The 21,393-nt window shown below is 42.0% G+C and carries 16 protein-coding genes; 8 read left to right on the forward strand and 8 right to left on the reverse strand.

Annotated features, from left to right (window positions below; all coding sequences use genetic code 11):
- Positions 1-15 precede the first annotated feature (15 nt).
- Together PY091_RS05580 and PY091_RS05585 are read left to right on the forward strand one after the other, a co-directional pair.
- Entirely contained in the window at positions 16-1,605 is a 1,590-nt protein-coding gene (locus PY091_RS05580) for a BCCT family transporter (protein ID WP_275648708.1), read from the forward strand.
- Positions 1,595-2,476: a universal stress protein gene (locus PY091_RS05585; RefSeq protein WP_275648709.1), complete on the forward strand. Its 882-nt coding sequence runs from the start codon at positions 1,595-1,597 to the stop codon at positions 2,474-2,476. The genes PY091_RS05580 and PY091_RS05585 overlap by 11 nt, the downstream gene beginning before the upstream one ends.
- On the opposite strand, the gene PY091_RS05590 is transcribed toward PY091_RS05585, so the two are convergent.
- Positions 2,477-3,241 (reverse strand): 3-keto-disaccharide hydrolase, encoded by a 765-nt coding sequence (locus PY091_RS05590; RefSeq protein WP_275648710.1) that lies wholly within the window; start codon positions 3,239-3,241, stop codon positions 2,477-2,479. It lies immediately after the preceding gene.
- A 164-nt stretch (positions 3,242-3,405) separates the two neighbouring features.
- Between PY091_RS05590 and trxA the strand changes: the two genes are divergently transcribed.
- Entirely contained in the window at positions 3,406-3,705 is a 300-nt protein-coding gene (trxA, locus tag PY091_RS05595; RefSeq protein WP_275648711.1) for a thioredoxin, read from the forward strand.
- A gap of 7 nt (positions 3,706-3,712) precedes the next feature.
- Here the strand turns inward: trxA and PY091_RS05600 are convergent, their stop codons facing one another.
- On the reverse strand, positions 3,713-4,573 hold the full coding sequence (locus PY091_RS05600; RefSeq protein WP_275648712.1) for a universal stress protein: 861 nt from the start codon (positions 4,571-4,573) through the stop codon (positions 3,713-3,715).
- A 5-nt stretch (positions 4,574-4,578) separates the two neighbouring features.
- Positions 4,579-5,424, reverse strand: coding sequence for a universal stress protein (locus PY091_RS05605; RefSeq protein WP_275648713.1), 846 nt, complete (start codon positions 5,422-5,424; stop codon positions 4,579-4,581).
- A 269-nt stretch (positions 5,425-5,693) separates the two neighbouring features.
- Here PY091_RS05605 and PY091_RS05610 point away from each other — a divergent pair, with 269 nt between their 5' ends.
- The 4 genes from PY091_RS05610 (at position 5,694) to PY091_RS05625 (ending at position 12,060) form a co-directional block, all read left to right on the forward strand.
- Positions 5,694-6,767, forward strand: a complete 1,074-nt coding sequence (locus PY091_RS05610; protein ID WP_275648714.1) for an efflux RND transporter periplasmic adaptor subunit — start codon at positions 5,694-5,696, stop codon at positions 6,765-6,767.
- Complete coding sequence (locus tag PY091_RS05615; RefSeq protein WP_275648715.1) at positions 6,767-9,853, forward strand: efflux RND transporter permease subunit; 3,087 nt, start codon at positions 6,767-6,769, stop codon at positions 9,851-9,853. The genes PY091_RS05610 and PY091_RS05615 overlap by 1 nt, the downstream gene beginning before the upstream one ends.
- 1 nt (position 9,854) lies before the next feature.
- Complete coding sequence (locus PY091_RS05620; protein WP_275648716.1) at positions 9,855-11,165, forward strand: TolC family protein; 1,311 nt, start codon at positions 9,855-9,857, stop codon at positions 11,163-11,165.
- 163 nt (positions 11,166-11,328) lie between these two features.
- Entirely contained in the window at positions 11,329-12,060 is a 732-nt protein-coding gene (locus PY091_RS05625; protein ID WP_275648717.1) for an NUDIX hydrolase, read from the forward strand.
- A 56-nt stretch (positions 12,061-12,116) separates the two neighbouring features.
- Here the strand turns inward: PY091_RS05625 and PY091_RS05630 are convergent, their stop codons facing one another.
- The 5 genes from PY091_RS05630 to PY091_RS05650 are packed head-to-tail and all read right to left on the reverse strand — an operon-like array spanning position 12,117 to position 20,417.
- Positions 12,117-13,814, reverse strand: coding sequence for a DUF885 family protein (locus tag PY091_RS05630; RefSeq protein WP_275648718.1), 1,698 nt, complete (start codon positions 13,812-13,814; stop codon positions 12,117-12,119).
- 45 nt (positions 13,815-13,859) lie between these two features.
- On the reverse strand, positions 13,860-16,907 hold the full coding sequence (locus tag PY091_RS05635; RefSeq protein WP_275648719.1) for a beta-L-arabinofuranosidase domain-containing protein: 3,048 nt from the start codon (positions 16,905-16,907) through the stop codon (positions 13,860-13,862).
- A 55-nt stretch (positions 16,908-16,962) separates the two neighbouring features.
- On the reverse strand, positions 16,963-17,970 hold the full coding sequence (locus tag PY091_RS05640; protein ID WP_275648720.1) for a 4-hydroxyproline epimerase: 1,008 nt from the start codon (positions 17,968-17,970) through the stop codon (positions 16,963-16,965).
- Positions 17,971-17,976: 6 nt separating this feature from the next.
- Positions 17,977-19,497, reverse strand: a complete 1,521-nt coding sequence (locus PY091_RS05645) for an aldehyde dehydrogenase (NADP(+)) (RefSeq protein ID WP_275648721.1) — start codon at positions 19,495-19,497, stop codon at positions 17,977-17,979.
- Entirely contained in the window at positions 19,494-20,417 is a 924-nt protein-coding gene (locus PY091_RS05650) for a dihydrodipicolinate synthase family protein (protein WP_275648722.1), read from the reverse strand. The genes PY091_RS05645 and PY091_RS05650 overlap by 4 nt, the downstream gene beginning before the upstream one ends.
- A gap of 132 nt (positions 20,418-20,549) precedes the next feature.
- Here PY091_RS05650 and PY091_RS05655 point away from each other — a divergent pair, with 132 nt between their 5' ends.
- On the forward strand, positions 20,550-21,392 hold the full coding sequence (locus tag PY091_RS05655) for an AraC family transcriptional regulator (protein ID WP_275648723.1): 843 nt from the start codon (positions 20,550-20,552) through the stop codon (positions 21,390-21,392).
- The last annotated feature ends 1 nt before the right edge of the window (position 21,393 follow it).

Raw genomic sequence — 21,393 nt, forward strand, 5'->3', positions numbered from 1 at the left:
AAACAGCAATCGTCCATGGCCAGAAAAGGAGATAAAAAGTATTTTGATATTCATGCCCCGGTATTCTATCCAGCAGCAGTAATTATATTGGCCACTATACTAGTTTCATTTTTTTACAGCGAATCATTGGTGGAATCCTTTGGATATTTTCAAGAAAAAACATCGGAATATGCGGGTTGGTTTTTTATACTTTCCATGAACATTTTTGTGGTGGCCGCATTATGGTTCGCCTTCAGCAAATTTGGAAAAATCCGATTGGGAGGTCCAAAGGCACGACCACAATTCTCGACTTTTTCTTGGTTTTCCATGTTGTTTTCGGCAGGATTGGGCATTGGCCTCATGTTTTACGGGGTAGCGGAACCTATGTTCCATTTTGACAACCCTCCCCTGCCAGTCGATACTGTTGCCGAACGAGCCGAAAACGCCATGCTCTTTACATTTCTCCACTATGGCTTCCATGGATGGGCCCCTTATGTGATCATTGGTTTGGCTCTGGCCTTTTTCACCTTTAACAAAGGCTATCCATTAACCATAAGTTCCTTGTTCAGACCGCTGATCGGCAACAAGGTTGATGGCTTTTGGGGACATCTTATCGATGTACTAGCCGTAATCGCCACCTTATTTGGCCTGGCCACGACATTGGGTATCGGAGTACAACAAATCGGTTCGGGACTCGAGTTTCTTTTCGGTATTGAGAATACAACAAAAACACATATCACCCTTATCATATGCATTACATTGGCAGCGACCACTTCGGTGGTATTTGGTCTGGACAAGGGCGTTCGTTTTTTAAGTGTGGTCAATATGAGGCTTGCCCTGCTCTTCCTGATCTTTATCCTGTTCATAGGTCCGACCTCATTTATTATGGACGGACTAGTTCAAAATGTCGGGAACTATTTGAATTCCCTGATCAAGGTGGGTACATGGGCAGAAACATATCAAAACAACAATTGGCAGCATAGCTGGACGGTTTTTTATTGGGCCTGGTGGATCAGTTGGTCACCTTTTGTAGGTATGTTCATAGCACGGGTTTCCAAAGGAAGAACGGTAAAAGAGTTTATACTGGGTGTGCTCTTGGTTCCATCGTTGTTGGTGTTCGTATGGATGTCCGTTTTTGGCGGAGCGGCCATTTTTGTGGAATCTCAAGGGTTGGCGCCTATTGCACAAAGTGTATCCGAGGACCTTTCTACGGCCTTGTTTGTTTTACTAGGGGAATTTCCATTATCCTCCATAACATCCTTTATTGGAATAGTGCTGGTCACAATTTTCTTTGTGACTTCGTCCGACTCCGGCTCCTTGGTCATCGACAGCATTACTTCTGGCGGAAAATTGGATGCCCCTGTGGGCCAACGTATATTTTGGGCCCTATTGGAAGGGGGTGTGGCGGCTTCACTTTTATTTGCAGGTGGATTAAAAGCGTTACAGTCCGCAGTAATATCTGCCGGACTTCCGTTTGCCATTATTATCTTGCTTATCATTTACTCACTGGCCAAAGAGTTCACCAAAACCACTCATAGAATGTGGCTCAAGGCCAAGGAAAAGGAAAGAAACGCATATCTGGAGCAACTCAAAACAATTATCAATTCTGAAGACGATGAAGATTGACAAACTATTTATTGGCCTGGATTTATCCAATTATGACATTGCCTGTATAAACAATGCCTATTATCTGCTGGATCATATTTCCACTATTGAATCCGTAGTGCTTTTTCACAATATAAAATTTGATTTTATCGGGGCTCTTGATGAATTTACGGCGCTAAGCAGTGAGCAATTGAGAGAAAAAATCCTGAAGCATATCAAAAAAAATTACATTCCATTGTTCAAAGAACATTCGGAAAAGGTAATACCTACTGTAACCGATGACAACAATACCATAAATGCCATAAAAAACCAATTACCCTACAATACGGATTCCACACTATTTATTTTTGGAAGCAAATCACAAGAAGATGGAACGGGAGATGTGCCCATGAAATCAGTATCCCTTAAAATGTTCAATGCTCCGGTATTGTTCTGCCCTCAAAAGACACAATTCCCATTTGAATCTTTGTTTGCCGCTATTGATCTAAAAACCAAAGGAAGGGACAAGAAAGTGATTGCCTGGGCCAATAACTTTAGGGGATATTTCCCCGACCTGGAAGTAACGGGGTTGTATGTAAACCAAACGCCATTGGGTTATTTCCCATACATAGAACAAGAGGATGATGAAATTGCCGAAGAATTATGGCAAAATTGTGAAACCAAATTCAAAAAGCTCTCGGAGAACCATCAAAAACATTTAAAAGAATGGCACTTTAAACTATTAAAGGGCAAAGGCGTGGTGCAGCACATTAAAACAGCCATCAAAAAGAAAAAACCCGACTTATTGATCATGGGCCGAAATTCCACCTTTTTACGTAACTCCAATGTTTATGGGAGCACGACCAGAAAATTATTGTTGAGCAAGCCCAAGGTTCCCGTATTGGTGATCTGATTACAGTTCCCTGATCTTAATATTTCGGAAGGAGGTTTCAAAATACCAGTACTGCAATGCTATTTTTCCTTCGGTGGTCTTTCCAAATTCAGGATATTTAGAAAAGTGGGTCGCGGCTATTTTTTTCTGCCACTCGGGTGAACCTAGATCTTCTTCCGCCGTCAAAACCCCGTTAAGGTAAAATTCGATTTTACCGTCCACCTGTTTAATTCTGGTCTTGTTCCAGTCTCCTTGCTTTATTTCCACGCTGTTCTGTTGTGGCAAGAAAACATATAAACAACCGGGGCGTTTTTCAGGTACGTTATAATCCATATGTTCCGCTCCCAAAATTTGGTATTCTGGACCACTCTGCCATGCGGTCGGTACTTCGGGCAATTCCTGTACGTTTATAAAAATACCGCTATTGCCATTTCCCGATATTTTCCATTCCAGTGTCAGTTCATAATTTTCAAAGGCCCTGTCGGTTACCAAATCGCCTGCTGTTAAAGACTCATCATTGGCATTACTGTGCAATTCACCGTCAACCACTTCCCATACCGATTTTGAGCCCGGGTTGTTGTAAAGATGCCATCCGTTCAAAGTCTCTCCATCGAACAGTAACTTCCAGCCTTGCTCTTTTTCCACCTCCAACAATTGGTTGTGCACGGCATTTTCCACGGCTGCCTTTTTTGTGCGCCATGTTTCCGTTTCCTCTTTTTTCTTTTCGCTTTTACAGGATACCAACATTACAAGGACCAATGCAAAGCCCGTTATTTTTCCGAACATCTGAAATATTGTTTGTTTAGTTGTGCAGTGACTAAAGATAGAAAAAGAAATCGACCTCCTGTACAACCAAACTTTTCGTTTACAATATGGATGGTGTTGGTGACTTTGGTCACTTAAGAAAACTTGGCATTTTTATAAATTGCGCTTATAAATTTTAGGATATCATGAAAGGAAATTTTGCAAATTTGATCAACAGCGACCAGTTAACGCTTATCGACTTTTCTGCAGAGTGGTGCGGTCCTTGTAAAATGTTGGCCCCAATATTAAAGCAGGTTAAGGATGAAATGGGTGATTCCTTGAAAATTGTAAAAATCGATGTCGATAAAAATCAGAGTCTTGCCAACACCTATCAAGTACGCGGTGTACCAACAATGATTTTCTTTAAGAACGGAGAACAATTATGGAGAAAATCCGGCGTACTGCAAAAAGGAGAATTGGTGCAATTGGCCAAATCATTTTTATAGTTTGCCCCTACTCAAATAAATGAACTACCAAAAATGGGACCTTGGTATTAAAGGTTACCTTTTTTATGACCGGTTCACGTGTTAACCGCTCAAAAAATGTATGGTCTTGGTTGATCATAACAACCATATCTATGGCTCTATCTTGATCGATCACCTTTTGAATGGTCTGATTGACTGATGCATCCCTTGCTACTTCCAAAAACTCAAAATTGATGGATCTCAACCTTTTTTCCAGTGAGATTTTTGAGGCCTTTTGAGCGGTAGACAGTTCTTCCAAACTACCTACATGGGCAATCCATAATTTGGCATTAAAATGTTCAGCAAGGTTTAAAATCGGTTTTAGCTCATAATTTTCAAAAAGATGCTCGTACCCTGTAGCCAATAGCATAGAGTCTATTTTCCCGTCGGTTTTATAATCATCGGGAACCGCTATGATCGGACAAAAATCTATTTGATTGATAATAGTGAAGGTATTACTGCCAATGAAAACTTCCTTTAGGCCAGAGGCACCTTTGGTGCCCATAATTATGTAGTCTATCTCTTCATTGTACACCGTTTTACCTATAGCATTGACCAAACTACCTGCCACAGACCTCAAATTAAAAGTATGATCTGGATTTTTATCCAGTTCTTTGATTTTTGCCAATTCTCTTTTAAGATCACGATTGGATTGTTCTTTGATCAAATTGTACAATCGGGTATCATTGGCACCGGCCATTTTATGGGATAGCCCCGAAGCACCGACCTGATAGGAATTCAGAAGAAAAAAATCGCAGGGAACGTCTTTGAACAGCTTTAATGCATAGCTAATGGCGTTCCAAGAATTTTTGGAAAAATCGGTGGGCAATATGATACGTTTCTTTTTCATATTTGCTATCGCTTCAGGTTTTGCATAACCATGAATGGAATTTTAATCTTTAATCCCAACAGGTCCACTGTAGACCTGTAAAGCATATCTTCAAAAAAGGAATGTCTGGAATTCATCATCACCAACATACCTGCTTCTTTCTTGTCAATATGTTCCAGAATAACCTCTGCCTTATTTTTTACGGGAGCCGTTTCAAAATACAGATAAGGTTTGGTAAGGGTCTCTTCCAAAAATAATTTATTATCCTCTTGTCTGGGGCTCAGTTCATCAAAATCCGTAATATAAAGGCAATGCACTTTGGATTTGAATTTACCCGCCAGATCGCCCAAAAGCTTTAATTCCCTTCGCTTGTAGGGCAGCAGATAATCCGTTGGAAAAAGAATGGCCTTTGGCTGGCGGTACTCAAAATCTTCAGGAACGGCCAACACCGGGCATTTTACATACTTAAATACTTCGATGGTAAAACTGCCAAAAGTAGTCTTATGATCACTGGTTGCCCCTTTGGTTCCCATTACCACTAGATCAATGTTCATATCGTCCACAAAATCATTGACGCCATCTACAAGGTTATTGAAACAGGCTACCGCCTCAAAATTGTGAAGGGGATTGGGAGGTTCACCTTGAACCAAGTCCAATAATTCGTCCAATTTTCTCTCGGTTTCTTGCTTTTTTTCCTCCTTCAGTTTTTCTACATCTTCTTTGGCCACGGTATTGTATTCACCATAAACTTCTTCTCCAAATGCATGCATCACAAAAAAGCAGGCACGTTCACATTTATACAGCTCTTGTGCATACTGCAGGGCATGTAGGGCATTCTTGGAAAAATCAGTTGGAATTAATACGGTTTTCATGGTCTATGGGCTTTTACCAAAGATAAATCGATGCTTTCTTGTAAAAAATGACATAGGTCAATCGTTGATATGCATCCAATTTTAACATACCATCGACCACATTTCACCTTTTACACTCATTTACATGTCGTTAACCCCCATTATATCGCTGTTCAGGGGATTGCTGTGTTAAAATGACCGATGTCGCTTTCATTGAACAATGGTCTGGCTTTATCTTTGAAAAGAGTCTGTTTTTATTAAAAAACAGCACCACCAACCACCAAACCAAAATGAAAGTTAAGCACATTGTCTACACGCTATTAGTAGTTGGAGTAGGTATTCTTATAGCCTACAGAATTAAATCCAACTCCGAGATTGGCAAATCAGGAGGTTCAGGCCCCAGGATTGCCACGGTTTCTGGCATGGTCCTGCAGCCTCAAATTTTTAATGATAACATTTCCATTTCCGGAACATTGGAAGCTGATGAACAAATCGAGATCAGAAGTGAAGTCTCCGGCATGGTGGAAAGCATCAACTTTAAGGAAGGTAGTAAAGTAACCGAAGGCCAAGTTTTGATAAAGGTCAACGATATTGAGCTACAGGCACAATTATCCAAAGCATTGACTGCCAAAAAATTGGCCGCAGAAAACGAAAGAAGGGCCAAACTTTTGCTAGAAAAACAAGCCATCAGCCAAGAAGAGTATGATATTGCAAGTGCAGATTATGCTTCTGCGAACGCAGAGGCCGAATTAATCGCTGCACAGCTTTCCAAAACCACTTTAAGAGCTCCTTTTTCGGGAACCATTGGGCTTCGATCAATTTCTAAAGGAACCTATGTTACACCGGCTACCGTAATCGCCAAGTTGGTGAATACGGATGACCTTAAGATCACATTTTCCGTACCCGAAAAATATGCCCCACAAGTTAAGGTGGGCACTGTTTTGAATTTCACTACATCCGATTCAAAAAAAGAATATGATGCCACTATTTATGCCATTGACCCAGAAATTGAGATTACCACCAGGACCTTAAGAGTACGTGCCATAATGGATAACCGTGGAAAAAATCTTTATCCCGGGGGATTCGCCAATGTAATTCTCCCATTAGAAACCGTAAACGATGCGTTATTGGTTCCAACAGAGTCCTTGATTCCCGTACAAAATGGTAAAAGAGTATTTATCACCAACAACGGTATAGCCAAGGAAATTGATGTGGAAACAGGTTCTCGAACAGGGAGCTCCGTTAGGGTTATCTCTGGTTTAAAAGCAGGTGATACCATTATCACCTATGGGGTTATGGCCGTTCAAAACGGTAATCCCGTTCAAGTAAAACTACAAGAAACCAGAACCCTTAACGCAGAATAATGAATTTATCCACCCTAAGTATTAAAAGACCGGTACTGGCAATTGTGATGAATATTGCCATAGTACTGTTTGGAGCTATAGGATATACATTTTTGGGTATTCGTGAATACCCTTCCATTGATCCTGCACAAGTTTCGGTACGTACCAATTACTCCGGAGCCAACGCCGACATTATTGAGTCGCAAATAACGGAGCCATTGGAAAAGGCCATCAACTCCATAGATGGTATTCGAAACATAAGCTCTTCAAGTGTTCAAGGTTCCAGCTCCATAAGTATCGAGTTTAACTTGGATAAAGACCTGGAAGAGGCAGCCAATGACGTTAGGGACAAGGTATCACAAGCGGTAAGAAGTTTGCCCGATGATTTGGATGCGCCCCCAGTGGTTTCCAAATCCGACTCCAATGCGGAACGGATCCTGTCCATGACCATTGAAAGTGACAATGAAAATATTTTAGAACTCTCGGATTATGCCGAAAATGTAATCGCACAGCGACTGGAGACCATTCCAGGGGTAAGTAGTATCCAAATTTGGGGACAGCGAAGGTATGCCATGCGTTTATGGATCGATCCAATCCGATTGGCTTCGTATGGATTGACGGTGGCCGATGTACGAAATGCGCTTTTGGCGCAGAATATTGAACTGCCTTCGGGAAAGTTAACAGGAGACAATACAGAACTTACCGTAAAAACCATTGGCAACCTGAATACGGAAGAACAGTTCAACAATATCGTGATCATGGCCGATGGCGAAAAGCTCGTTCATTTGAGCGATATCGGAAATGCATCATTGGAGGCCGAGAACATGGAGACCAAAATGACGAATCTTGGCCAGCCCATGGTAGCAACAGCCATAATACCGCAACCGGGAACCAATTATTTGGAGATAGCCGATGCTTTTTACGAGGAGTACGAACAACTCAAAAAAGACCTTCCGGAAGGGTATAAGCTCAACATTGTAGTGGATGACACCGTATTTGTTCGAAAAGCAATTACGGAAGTTGCGGAAACCTTGCTTATTTCCATCGTCCTCGTAATATTGGTAATTTATCTTTTCTTTAGAAACTGGTCCATGGCACTTAGACCTTTGATCGATATCCCAGTTTCTTTGATCGCCACCTTCTTCATCATGTGGTTGTTTGGATTTTCCATCAACGTACTTACCCTTTTGGCCATTGTACTGGCAACCGGATTGGTAGTGGATGATGGAATTGTGGTCACGGAAAACATCTATAAAAAAGTAGAAGAAGGAATGAGTCCCATCGAGGCGGCCATAAAAGGTTCCAAAGAAATTTTCTTTGCGGTAATCTCCATTTCGGTGACTTTGGCGGCCGTATTCCTTCCTATCATCTTCTTGGAAGGGTTTGTAGGCAGGCTCTTCAGGGAGTTTGGAGTGGTTCTGAGTGCGGCGGTCCTTGTTTCTGCCTTTGTATCCCTCTCACTGACGCCGATGTTGAATGCGTATTTGATTAAACCCGGTAAACAAAAGCAATCCAAGTTTTACCACGTCACGGAAAAGTTCTTCCTAAGGATGAACGAAGCCTACGAAAAATCGCTTCGCAGTTTCATTGCAAAAAAATGGATGAGCATCCCCATATTATTTGGTTGTATAGGGGTTATTGTCCTGTTTTACATGTTACTACAAAAGGAAACCGCACCCTATGATGACAGAAGCTACGTTAGGTTGGTGGTAAAGGCACCTGAAGGTTCCTCGTATGATTATATGGAACGTTATATGGAAGAGATTACCGATTTGGTCCTCGATTCCATCCCAGAAAGAAAAGTAGGGTTGATCATTACTTCTCCCGGATTCGGAGTGTCTTCCGTGAACAGTGGTAGGGCCAGTATACTATTGTCCGACCCAAGCGAAAGGGAACGTTCCCAAGCAGAAATAGCCCAAGACTTTGGCAACTGGGCCAAGAGCTATGTTGGGGGAAAAGCCAGTGTATTCCAGCGGCCCACGATTTCAGTAAACAAACGTGGAGGAGCACCATTGCAATTCATAATTCAGGCGAAAAATTTTGAAAAACTTGAAGAAAGTATTCCGGCATTTATGGCCGAAGCAGAAAAGGACCCCACTTTCTCCTTTGTGGATGTCAACTTAAAATTCAACAAACCGGAAATATACGTATCCATTGATCGTGAGAAAGCCGAAAGTCTCGGTGTATCGGTAAGGGATGTGGCACAGACCCTACAATTGTCTTTGAGCGGACAGCGCTTCGGTTACTTTTTGATGAATGGCAAACAATACCAGGTTATAGGCCAGTTTGATAAACAAGATCGTGACGAACCTATGGACCTTACCTCCATTTTTGTCAAAAATAATGAGGGGCAGCTAATCCAATTGGATAATTTGGTGACCACAGAAGAACACAGTAGTCCACCTCAGCTATTTCATAACAACAGATACATGTCGGCCACGGTTTCTGCAAACCTGGCACCCGGTAAAAGTATGGGTGACGGTATCGATGCAATGAACGCTATAAAAGAAAGGGTACTGGACGAGACCTTTACCACCGATCTTGGTGGGGAATCAAGAGACTTTGTAGAAAGTAGCTCCAATACCGCATTTGCCTTTGGACTTGCTTTTGTATTGATCTTTTTGATTCTAGCGGCACAATTCGAGAGTTTCATTGACCCGTTCATTATTATCCTAACGGTTCCATTGGCCGTTGCAGGTGCGATGTTCTCACTCTGGTTATTTGGTGAGACATGGAACATTTTCAGCCAGATAGGAACCATTATGCTTATTGGTCTTGTAACCAAAAACGGAATTCTAATTGTGGAATTTGCCAACCAATTACAGGAAGAGGACGAAAACATCACAAAGATGCAAGCTATTATGAAGGCCTCCGTATCGAGGTTGCGACCAATTTTGATGACCAGTCTCACGGTTGCACTTGGCGCACTGCCCATTGCCCTGTCTTTGGGTGCTGCATCCACCAGTAGAACGGGCATGGGAGTGGTTATCATCGGAGGAACCATGTTCTCCTTGGTTCTTACATTGTTCGTAATCCCGGCCTTGTATCTTATGTGGTCCAGAAAAAAAGTCCTAAGACCAGAATTCAAAACCCTCGAGCTTTCGTAATATGAACATTATAAAACGAATCAACCTATTTTTATTGATCATCGGCGGTTTTGTTGTTAGTAATGCCCAAGAGGTATTGACCGTTGAAGAAGCCGTGAAAATTGCACTGGAAAACAATTATCAGATCAAAACGGCCAAAAACGAACTTAGAATGGACGAGGAAGGCGTGAGTCCGGGACAAGCTGGAATGCTGCCCCAAGTTACCGCCAATATTGTTGACAACAACAGTGTGCAGAATTTATCGCAAACCCGTGTGGACGGCACTGAAGTTGAACGGGACAATGCCAAGAATACCAGCCTGAATTATGGTGTGGCCCTGGAATGGACCATTTTTGATGGATTGCGCATGTTTGCCAACCACGAAGAACTCAAGGAAACCCAAAAATTGGGAGAAGCCGAACTAAGACAGGCTATTTTGGGCAAAGTGGGCGAAATAATGACCACATATTACGATTTGGTTCAACAGCAGCAGCAGTTATCCGCTTTGGACAGTACTTTGTTGATATCGGAACAACGTGTAGAACTGGCCCAAAACCGATTTACCATTGGTAAGGCCTCAAAATTAGAGGTGCTCAACGCACAAGTGGATCTAAATACGGACAAAACCGAAATGCAGCGTCAGCAGGAATTGCACAAAAACACCAAAATTCTATTGAATGAGCAGCTGGCCCGTGACCTAAAGATCGAATTTAAAGTGATCCCCGAAATTTTTGTGGATCAAAGTTTGAATTTGGAAGAACTTGAAAATCGAGTGGTCGAGGAGAATCCACAGTTACAGGCCGAAAAAATAAACAAAAGAATCAGCGAACTGCAGCTTAAACAGATCAAAGCATCACGATATCCATCAGTCTATGTGACCACTGGTTATAATGTGGGACGGTCCACTTCGGAACTGGGTTTTAGCACACGGTCGCAATCCAATGGTTTCAACTACGGTTTTGGGGCATCGCTCAACCTATTCGACGGTTTTAATCAAAATAGAAACGAAAAAATAGGGAAGATCGCTCTTGAAAATGCTGAACTGGCCATTGCCGAACAGGAACAGACACTGACATCGATGGTAAATACAACCTATCAAACCTATCTTACTAACATCAGTTTAATGGAACTGGAGGAAAAAAATGAGTTGATTGCCAAAGAAAACCTTGACATTACAGTAGAAAAGTATCGAATTGGTATCATCCCTACGATTGAATTCAGAACGGCCCAGTTGAATTACATCAACGCAAGGGTAAGAAACAGCAATGCAAAATATCAGGCCAAAGTTTCAGAAATCCTATTAAAACAATTGGCGGGCAATCTAAAAATTTAGATCCATTGATTAGGGAGGACCGGTTTTGATAAGCTTCCTATGTTTTGCCCAGCTTCATAAAACAAATTGTAAGATATTGATTTACTGATATTTACTAAATCTTAAGTTTTGATTGGTCAAATGTCCCTATTTTTGTTCTCGAACGTTTTGATTTTCTGAGAGAATGGAAAAAGATTTAGATGAGGACAACAACCTATTCGGCAAGTCCAATTATTTCCAAGAAGAAGACCCGGTACTCCTAGCTGTCGACTGCATTATTTTTGGGTTTGACAAAAAAAACCTGAAAATCCTTTTGGTTAAAAGGAGCTTTGAACCAGACATGGGGAAATGGTCACTGATCGGCGGGTTTCTCAAGAAAAATGAAAACCTCGATCAAACTACATCCAGGGTACTCGAAAACCTAACAGGCCTAAACGACATCTATCTTGAACAACTTTATACGTATAGCAGGATTGACCGTGACCCTGCCCAACGAATTATTTCGGTTGCCTACTACGCCCTTATCGATGTAAACGACTCCAGATACAATGGAATTAAAGTGGATTCGGCCCAATGGTTCGATATTGACAAGGCTCCAAATTTGATATTGGACCACAATGAGATGGTTGAAAAAGCCAAGTCATCTTTAAAAAAGTATGCCTTGAACAGACCCATCGGTTTTGAGCTACTTCCAGAAAAATTTACAATGAGGCAGCTCCAAGATCTTTATGAATCCATTTTGGGCAAAAAGTTGGACAAACGAAATTTCATCAATAAAATAAATTCCTTTGATATTCTAGTTAAACTGGACGAAAAAGACATGAGTGTTTCCAGAAAAGGAGCTTATCTCTATATCTTTGACAAGGACAAATACAATAAAAAAGTAGAGGAAGACGGGTTTATATTTAAATTATAAACCCGTTTTCAATTTCCTCTGCCAAGGTTTGGCAATTGGGGGAATTACCCTGATTATCAGTTAAATTCGGTAGAAAACTTCCATTTGGTCTTATAGTTCCTGTTTAAAGGAAGGTCCTGTAACAAAGCCCTTAATATTTCAACCGGCATTCTGCCTTCTACCATTACCCTATCGTGGAATTCTTTTTCCGTCCAACCCTTTTCCAACATTTCATTTCTAAGGGCATAAAACTGTAGACCTCCCATCATATAGGCCAATTGGTACAATGGAGGATAGTTGGTAGTAAAGGAACGTCTCACTTCTGCTTCTGCATTGGCATACTCATGCCCCACTTCATCCACCAAAAGATCAATACACTCTTGGGGCGTCATTTCACCCAAATGGAATTTCAACGAAAATATGATTCGTGCACATCTATGGATTCTCCAAAAAAGCATCCCCAGTTTCTGTTCTGGAGTTTGCGGAAATTCTTTGTTCCACAGAATTATCTCCCAGTACAAGGACCAACCTTCCGTCCAAAATGGATTATAAAATGGTCTGCGATAACTCTTATGGCGACTGGTCATAAAATATTGTAGGTTATGCCCGGGAAGCAACTCGTGCTGTACCGTTGGAAAAGAAAAGTTTGGATTGTTGCCACGCATGCTCATCAACTTGTCGTTGTGGTCCATTTCCATGGTCGGGTACGAAATAATGATATCCCTTCCTCCCAAAAAGAAAGGACTCACCTTTTGTCTTTCTGGGCTCATCATCTTCATTCCCCAAGTTTCCTTGGCAAGAGCGGGCAGTGTAATAAGGTCTCTTTCCTCGATAAAATCAACGGAATGTGAATATAGGTCCATGATGGCCTGTGGCTGTTCCCCTGCCGGAACATAAGTGTTCTTTACATGCTCCAATGCCTTCTTCCAGTCATCTCCATAGCCCAATTCCCTTGAAGCTTTGATCATTTCATTTTTGCACCACTCAAACTGCTCTTCGGCAGTTTTGATCAGTTCTGCCGGCGTATACGGTATAAATTCCAGTGCCAAGCTTTCCTTTAAAGCCTCCTCACCAATTGGTTTTCCGATAATTCCACTACCATCATCCTTTACGCTCCCTTCTGAATAGTTTTCTTTTAAGAATTCAGCGTAGGCCGTAAGTTTTTTGTTTAATTTTTCATAGGGCTTTTCCACCCACCAAGTAAAATCGGGATCGTATCCGTAGTAAAAATTATAGGCTTCTTCCAGTCCTTTTTGGAAAGAAACAACCAATTCGGCAGCTTTATCGGCAGTTTGCCAATCTTTAAAAGGTTTGGCTTTCCACGATTCCATTTCGGAATCGATGGTCTTGGTGGCATCCTGCAGGGTTTGGGCCAATTTTTTGGAATCGGGCTTTTTACCTCTTCTACGCTCTTTTATAAATGGAAATATTTCAGTTGCAAAATTGCCTACTTCTTCCACTTCTTTAAATGCATTATAATCCTGATCTAGAAAGTAAGATCTCTTAGACATCAAACTCTTTAAAAGGATATAATCCACTTTGCCTTGTTGGGACAACGAGGCAAAGTCAATATCGGCCATCTTTTTTTGCCAATCCGAATAGAACTTGGTAAAACGCTGATAGTACTCATCGGACTCATCAACAATATAAGTGCGATCCAATGCCCAGTTATCTGCTTCAAACTCTGTTACCAAATCTGCCAATTTACTTGTTTGTGCGGTTGCCAACGAGCCGATCAGAGCCACTATTATGATTCCTGCTTTTTGTAATCCCATACTATTTCTATTTAATTTTTGATGCTACCTAAAGGTAACACCTGATTATTTCAATGTTACATCCAGATAGACTGAGTGTCGCCCATAAGTGTCATAAAACGGTTTAAACATTACACCATCAATGGTGAAATTCAATGTATTTGAATCTCCCTGAATGGTTTTGGCCAAGTCATCTGCGTCCAAGCTTATTTTTCGCCATTCATTTCGGGATTCTTCTTCTTGGGCCACCAACAAAATGGGACCATAGAAAAGACTTGCAATATTTTGCTGATCCATAACCGGATCCAAATAAAATTGGAACGGCAACTGCAATTCAATGGTGTCCCCATTTCTCCATTCCCTGGCAATAGCAAGGTAGGTTCCTGGAACGGCCTCCACGGGCTCCATATCCCCATTTATTTTTATGGTCACTCCTTTATCGGCCCATTCCGGTATGCGCAGGTTCAAACTAAACTCGCCATCGCCGGCCACAATCAATTTGGTGGACTCCGATTTTGGAAAATCGGTTACCTGGCGAAGGGTAATATTTTTTTCGGTCCACGCAAGTGTCGAAGGAACAAAAAGGTTTACATAGAGCTCTTTGTTGTCCCTGGATTTAAAGTAAATGGAATTCTGAAGCTTTGTACTACTTTCCAAAGCGGTTCCATTACAACAGGTAAAACCGGTCATTTCGGAATTTCCAAACCGTTTTACCGAGCCTGGCCGCAAAGGCACGTGATATGTATTTGCAGGACTGTCCTCGGCGACCGATGCCAATATATGATTGTACAACCCACGCTCGTAATAATCCATATATTCCGTTCGTTGATCGAATAGAAACAGATTTCTGGTAAGTTTGAGCATGTTATATGTGGCACAGGTCTCGTTTTGACCTCCTGATGAAAATCCATTTTCATACAAAGTGGCCGGTTGACCAATAAAACATTCGGCATTGGTGGGATTCCGAGCACCTGCCACCCCACCGATACTGTACGTGTAATCGTTTTTGACCTTATACCAAAAATTGTCGGCCACTTGGTAGTACTCAGGTAAGTTTGAATCTCGATATATTTCCAGGGCACCCATGATTTGGGGAATATGCTGATTGGCATGCAGTCCTCGGAACGTATCCACATTTTTTGCTAAACCATGGGAATGTTCTGCATCACCATAAAACATCTTTATGTTATCGAACAAGCGCGCAACCACCAAATAACGGGGTTCGTCTGCAATTCTGTCCAATCTGGCCATTGCTTCGTTCATGCCGCCAAACTCACCTGCGATGTAGGTGTTCCACATGGTTATCAGGGTATCGGTTGGCAATTGGCTCAACCGTGCATAAACCCAATCCCCCATACCTTTAGCAATCTCTAATGCCTTTTTGTTCCCGCTTACTTCATAAACATCCATTAAACCCGCAAGTATTTTATGAAGGGTATAATAAGGTGCCCATACTTGAGTAGGTTGTGTGCCGTAAGTAGCCCCGTTCTCCAACATGATAAATTGATCGGGAGGATAGGCACTGATGAATCCCTTGCCCCAATTCCAATAATCCGTTCGGATACCATTTTCGCTCAAATCGGAATCAAAGATTGATTTTCCAGGGCCCGGTGGCACGGCCACTGGGTCTTCTTCAAATTCTTCTCCATTTTTTTGAGGTCTGCCCGAAAGTTGTGAAAGTCCATAAAGTACTTCCACCATATAATCCATTTTATTGGCAAAATTGGTTTGCAATTTTTTATCATGACCAGTACTGGCGTACGCCTGCGCAATAGAACTCAGGTAATGTCCAGTGGCATGCCCTCTTAATTTGGTTTCTTGACTGTCCCATACCCCTAGAGGGTTTGCCCCCTCTGGTTGTTCTTGCCCAAAGGCATTTCTAAACATATAAAGGAAAGAGTCCGGATTGGTTTGTGCCAGTGTATTTATGAATTTGTCCCGGTTCTCCATAAATTTTGTTGGCTCACCTTTGGTGGTTTTGTCCAGAGATACCTGATCAAGTGAGAAAACTTCTAAATTACGTTCCGGGCCATCCTGCCTGTTAACAGGCTTTACTTTTACTTTGGCTTTTGGTTGAAATGCTGTTCCGGGTACTTTACCTGTGATTACATATTCCCCTGATCGCAAAACATCCTTATTATCTGTTGGGGCAGGCCAGATCACTCTTACCTTTTTCTCTTGAATGCCGTTCGAGAAACTTGCTTTCACATATCTCGGGAGACGAGGCAAGGTGCCAATTTCCGTTTCAACCTCAATATCTGCAACATCAACAAGATATTTAATGTACAATTGGGGAGTTTCAGGTTTAAAATCGGGCAGGTCGTCCGTTGGTTTTTCCTCTTTTACCACTGTATTTTCACCACTTAAACCATGGGCATAAATTAGGCCGATATGTTTTTCGCTCAAAGGAATTCGGTACAATCTAAAATCGTGAAGTTTGGCACTGAGGTATGGGCTTCCCAATGTAATTGCCCTACCCAAATAGAGTATGTTTTCGTGGGTGAACATTTCACTTAATTCCAGCTCCGTATTTTCCAATGCACCTACTTGCTCTCCATCCAAAAATAAATCGATGGATTTTGAAGGAATATCAAAAACCAGGGATAACTGAACCCATTTGCCCATTTCAATTTTGGTATCTGGTAAAGCGATCTCATAAGCTTTCCTGCCATCTTTGATGACTTGCATTTGAATATGTTCCTTTCCCCTGACCCCAGCTAGGGCCATAAAAAAATGCGTTCGGCCGTCTTTTCCAAAATCAAAAAGCATTTGCCCTGTTTGTAAGGATTTAAAATTCACCCAAGTTGAAATACTCAATGACTCCTCACCTTCTAAAGATTCTCCCGGAATGGACATATAGGATTTGCCCTCTGAGGTCAATGAAAGAACACTGCCAAATTGATCGTCTGCCACAAACTTGGTATCCGCACCATAAATTCTTGCATGAAGATTATTTCTAGACCAATCTTTGGCATCTCCATCCAAAACATATCGCGCTATCATGCCTGTTTCCCCGATTCCATCCAAAATCTGATTTCCTCTCTGTGCAATTATCGGGTTTACCGAGCAACTGAAGAGAATCAGTATTGCAACGATTATTTTTATTGGTTTCATACCTGTTGGTCCATGTGTAGCATCAAAATTCGATACTATTCTTATCGATGATACCCTACAACACCTGAAAACCATGTGCATAAGGATCATCATCATCTATAATTATATTGTTATATCCTGTTACCTGTGCCCATCCCTGAATACTTGGGACTATGGCCTGTTTTCCATCCAAGGTGGTCTCTGCCTCTACCTTGCCAACAAATTTGCTGCCTATAAAGCTTTCATGAACAAATGGTTTGCCCAACCCTAATTTTCCCTTGGCATATAATTGTGCCATTCGTGCCGAAGTACCGGTTCCACAAGGCGACCGATCTATGGCCTTGTCCCCATAAAAAACAGCATTTCTTCCAGAGGAGGAACCATCCAAGGGACTGCCTGTCCACATCATATGGCTTACATCCCTAATGGTAGGGTTCTCCGGATGGATGAATTTGTTGGGGTATTTATCATTGATTGCCTTTCGCACCACTTGGGAATATTGGATGATCTGGCCTGCAGTGTAATCTTGTAATCCGGTAAAATTTTGCTGTGGATCTACAATGGCATAATAATTACCTCCATAGGCCACATCAAAAGTAAGTTGCCCCAACCCTGGACATTCTACGGTTAGGTCAACTGCTGCCAAATATGATTTTACATTCACCAATTTTACCCAATCTACCTTTTTACCGGTCACCTGATATTCAATTTCGACAAGTCCCGCAGGTGCCTCCATCCTGATTTTTCCGGGTGTTTTTGGTACAACCAGGCCTTCTTCTATGGCAACCGTAATCGTACCAATTGTACCGTGGCCGCACATGGGCAAACAACCTGATGTTTCAATAAAGAGAATGGCAAAATCATTTTCTGGACTATGTGGTGCCATTAAAATGCTTCCACTCATCATATCATGTCCACGCGGCTCGAACATTAACCCGCGTCTGATCCAATCATACTCTTTTAAAAAATGTTGACGCTTTTCGCTCATATTGGCTCCCACTAAATTGGGACCTCCCCCTGCGACAACCCGTACCGGGTTGCCACAGGTATGCGCATCAACACAAAAAAATGTTTTTCTGGCCACTCGATATTATTTTAAATGGTCTGGCAATAATTCCATTGGAAAAGATTGATAACTGATAGGTCTTACCCAACGCTTTATGGAATGGATGCCCACAGCGGTAAACCTTGAATCGGTTGATGCTGGATAGGGCCCTCCGTGCTGCATGGACGGACACACCTCGACTCCTGTAGGAACTCCATTATATATAATTCTTCCAACCCTATTTTGTAAGGCTTCCACAATTTCCGGCAGATTGGCGGCATCTCCTTTTTCGGCTATCAAGGTACCTGTCAATTGGCCTTCCAAACCTTCTATGATTTTAATAAGCTCTGCTTCATCCTCACATTGCACTACCATGGAAAAAGGACCAAAAACCTCCTGATGCATTTTGGGGTTCTTCAAAAATGCCGAACCTGAAACACTGGCAATGATCGAAGCTGCGTCGTTGGCACTTAACTCACCATCATACTTTCCAACTACCTCAACTCCTTCTTGGGCAACAACATCCTCACCTTTGGACTCATAACCCTTTTTGATATTTGGGTGCAACATGGTCTGTGGTGCTATGGCAACGGTTTCCTTGGCCAATTCTTGAACAAAGTCTTCCGTATCCCCACTTTTAACTGTTAACAAAAGTCCAGGATTGGTACAAAACTGCCCTGTACCCAATGTAATGGAACCTGCATAGGTTTTTGCGAGCTCACCACCTCTTTTGGAAATGGCATCTGCTGTCATGATCACAGGATTTATGCTTCCCATTTCTGCAAAAACAGGAATAGGCTCATCGCGTTTGGCCGCAAGATCAAAGAGTGCCCTTCCACCTCCAATACTTCCCGTAAAACCAACCGCTTTTACTTTTGGATGGTTTACCAAATCAATACCGGCCTGCACAGCTCCATTGATGCTGGAAAAAACGCCCTGTGGCATACCAGTCTTCTCCGCAGCCTTAACAATGGCAGAGGCCACCAATTCATTGGTACCCGCATGCATAGGGTGACCTTTAACGATCACTGGGCAACCAGCGGCCAAGGCACTGGCCGTATCGCCACCGGCCGTGGAATAGGCCAATGGAAAATTACTGGCGCCAAAAACGGCAACCGGGCCCAAAGGAATCATTGTTTTTCTTAAGTCCGCCTTTGGCAAGGGTTTTCTATCCGGTTGGGCAGCGTCAAAAGTGTTTTCCCGCCAGTCTTCACTGGCCACCAACTCAGCAAAAGAACGTAACTGAAATACGGTTCTACCCCTTTCCCCAATGGCTCTTCCTTCTGGCAAACCGGACTCCAACATATAAGTTGATATCAATTCCTGGTCGAGTGCCAAAATTTCATCTGCAATGGTATTTAAAAATTCTGCTCTTTGTGTTCCTGGCACTTTTCGGAATACCTTAAATGCATCCCAAGCCATTTCAACGGCTGTGTCTATCTCTTCTTTAGTGGCCTCTTTGAATATGGTTGGGTTCTCCACATTTTCTTTGGGGTCGATTGTTCTGAACTCGATGGATCCGTCGGCCTTAAATTGTCCTGCAATACAGTTTTTACCTGTAATCATACTACACTGTTTATGTTTTTATATTCCGGAAGTTCCGGTCTGTTCTTCATTGCGGTTTCTATCACATTCAATACTCTTTGTCTTTCTGCACCTTGCAATGGTAGCCTTGGTGGCCTTACATGTTCGGTACCGATTCCAGTGGCCACTTCTGCCAATTTTATGTTTTGAACCAATTGGGGGCTAATATCCAACTCCAACAAAGGCATAAACCATCGATAGATATCCAGCGCCTCCTGAATTCTTCCCGCTTTTACCAACTCATAGATGGCAACGGTTTCGGCCGGGTATGCGCAAACCAATCCTGCCACCCATCCAACGGCACCGATTACAAGACTCTCCAGTCCCAAGGTATCTACGCCCGTAAAAACTTTAACGCGATCGCCAAACCTGTTTTGGATTCGAATTACGTTGGTGATATCCCGAGTCGACTCTTTTATGGCTTGGATATTCTCACATTCGATCAGCTCTTCCAACATATCCAGCGTAACCTCGATCTTATAGTCCACTGGGTTGTTATATAGCATTATGGGGAGCGATGTACTGTTGGCAACGGCCTTAAAATAAGCTACGGTTTCATAATCGGTTGATTTGTACCTCATCGGTGGCAATAGCATCAACCCATGGGCTCCGGCATTTTCGGCATGTTGGGCTGCCGCAATAGCTCCTTTTGTACTTTGTTCCGCTACATTCATGATTACCGGAATCTTGCCATTGGCCAATTCCACGGACTTTTTGATGAGGATTTCCTTTTCCTCTTGTTCCAAAGTACTGGCCTCTCCTAAGGTTCCCCCTAAGATAATCCCATGTACGCCTGCTTCTATCTGTGCTTTGATGTTCTTTTCGAACATTTCAAGATCTAAGGTATCATCCTTTGTAAACTTTGTTGTCACAGCTGGCATTACGCCTTCCCACTTTACCATATGCTTTCTGATTATTTTAATCTAAAATTACAAATTGCACATTGCTATCCTTTATATGATTATTAGCTCATTCTTATACTATATTATCCTAAATTAGCACCTAACATAATTTTTGAATTAATTTAGGCATACATGAAGGTCCTCCCCTTTAAAATCCCAAAACCTAAAAATGAGGCACTGGTTTATCAAATTGACCGTGAGCAGGTGTTTTACGACCAATTGCACCAGCATGGAGAGATTCAGATAAGCTTTGTGGAAAAAGGATCGGGATCCTTGATTGTGGGCGATAGTATCAATGAATATAAAGCTGGGGATATTTTGGTCATTGGAAGTTATATTCCCCATGTGTTCCGAAGTGATACACGAATAAAGGAAGAGTCCCTAATGCATACCTTATTTTTTAACAAAGACTCTTTTGGAAAGGATTTTTTTCAACTGACGGATTTATCCGCTATCCAAAACTTCTTTAAAAAATCAGAATTTGGAATGAGGGTCACCTCCAGAAATACCAAAATTATTCCACTGTTCCAATCCCTTGCCAAACAAAGTAAAGTAGAGCAGATTGCTTCCCTTTTAATGATCATTCACCAAATCAATAGATCAAGAACAACGCCACTATCTTCTTTTGTTTACCGCAAATCCTTTAGTGATGATGAAGGTAAGCGTATGAGCAAGGTATATGATTATACCATGGAGAAATTTCAAGAACCCATTACTTTGGATGAGATTGCCGAAAAGGCCAATATGAGTAAAAATGCTTTTTGCAGATACTTTAAAAAACGTACGAACAAAACATTTTTTCAGTTTCTGATTGAAATTCGGATTGAAAATGCCTGCAAGCTCATCATCAAGAATCCCGAACTATCGATAGCGGTCATTGCAGAGCAATGCGGTTTTAACAATATTGCCAATTTCAACAGGAAATTCAAAGAGATTAAATGTTGTACTCCTACGCAGTACCGCACTCAATTCTAAC

Origin of the sequence: Flagellimonas okinawensis (genome assembly GCF_029194005.1) — a bacterium.
Taxonomy (GTDB): Bacteria; Bacteroidota; Bacteroidia; order Flavobacteriales; family Flavobacteriaceae; genus Flagellimonas; species Flagellimonas okinawensis.

Bases quoted from the DNA above. Each gene is read 5' to 3' on its own strand.
- PY091_RS05650 (WP_275648722.1), bottom strand. From the start codon at position 20,417: ATGGTAAAGTGGGAAGGCGTAATGCCAGCTGTGACAACAAAGTTTACA.
- PY091_RS05645 (WP_275648721.1), bottom strand. From the start codon at position 19,497: ATGATTACAGGTAAAAACTGTATTGCAGGACAATTTAAGGCCGACGGA.
- PY091_RS05605 (WP_275648713.1), bottom strand. From the start codon at position 5,424: ATGAAAACCGTATTAATTCCAACTGATTTTTCCAAGAATGCCCTACAT.
- PY091_RS05615 (WP_275648715.1), top strand. From the start codon at position 6,767: ATGAATTTATCCACCCTAAGTATTAAAAGACCGGTACTGGCAATTGTG.
- PY091_RS05600 (WP_275648712.1), bottom strand. From the start codon at position 4,573: ATGAAAAAGAAACGTATCATATTGCCCACCGATTTTTCCAAAAATTCT.
- PY091_RS05620 (WP_275648716.1), top strand. From the start codon at position 9,855: ATGAACATTATAAAACGAATCAACCTATTTTTATTGATCATCGGCGGT.
- PY091_RS05655 (WP_275648723.1), top strand. From the start codon at position 20,550: ATGAAGGTCCTCCCCTTTAAAATCCCAAAACCTAAAAATGAGGCACTG.
- PY091_RS05580 (WP_275648708.1), top strand. From the start codon at position 16: ATGGCCAGAAAAGGAGATAAAAAGTATTTTGATATTCATGCCCCGGTA.
- PY091_RS05625 (WP_275648717.1), top strand. From the start codon at position 11,329: ATGGAAAAAGATTTAGATGAGGACAACAACCTATTCGGCAAGTCCAAT.
- PY091_RS05585 (WP_275648709.1), top strand. From the start codon at position 1,595: ATGAAGATTGACAAACTATTTATTGGCCTGGATTTATCCAATTATGAC.
- PY091_RS05590 (WP_275648710.1), bottom strand. From the start codon at position 3,241: ATGTTCGGAAAAATAACGGGCTTTGCATTGGTCCTTGTAATGTTGGTA.
- PY091_RS05630 (WP_275648718.1), bottom strand. From the start codon at position 13,814: ATGGGATTACAAAAAGCAGGAATCATAATAGTGGCTCTGATCGGCTCG.
- trxA (WP_275648711.1), top strand. From the start codon at position 3,406: ATGAAAGGAAATTTTGCAAATTTGATCAACAGCGACCAGTTAACGCTT.
- PY091_RS05610 (WP_275648714.1), top strand. From the start codon at position 5,694: ATGAAAGTTAAGCACATTGTCTACACGCTATTAGTAGTTGGAGTAGGT.
- PY091_RS05635 (WP_275648719.1), bottom strand. From the start codon at position 16,907: ATGAAACCAATAAAAATAATCGTTGCAATACTGATTCTCTTCAGTTGC.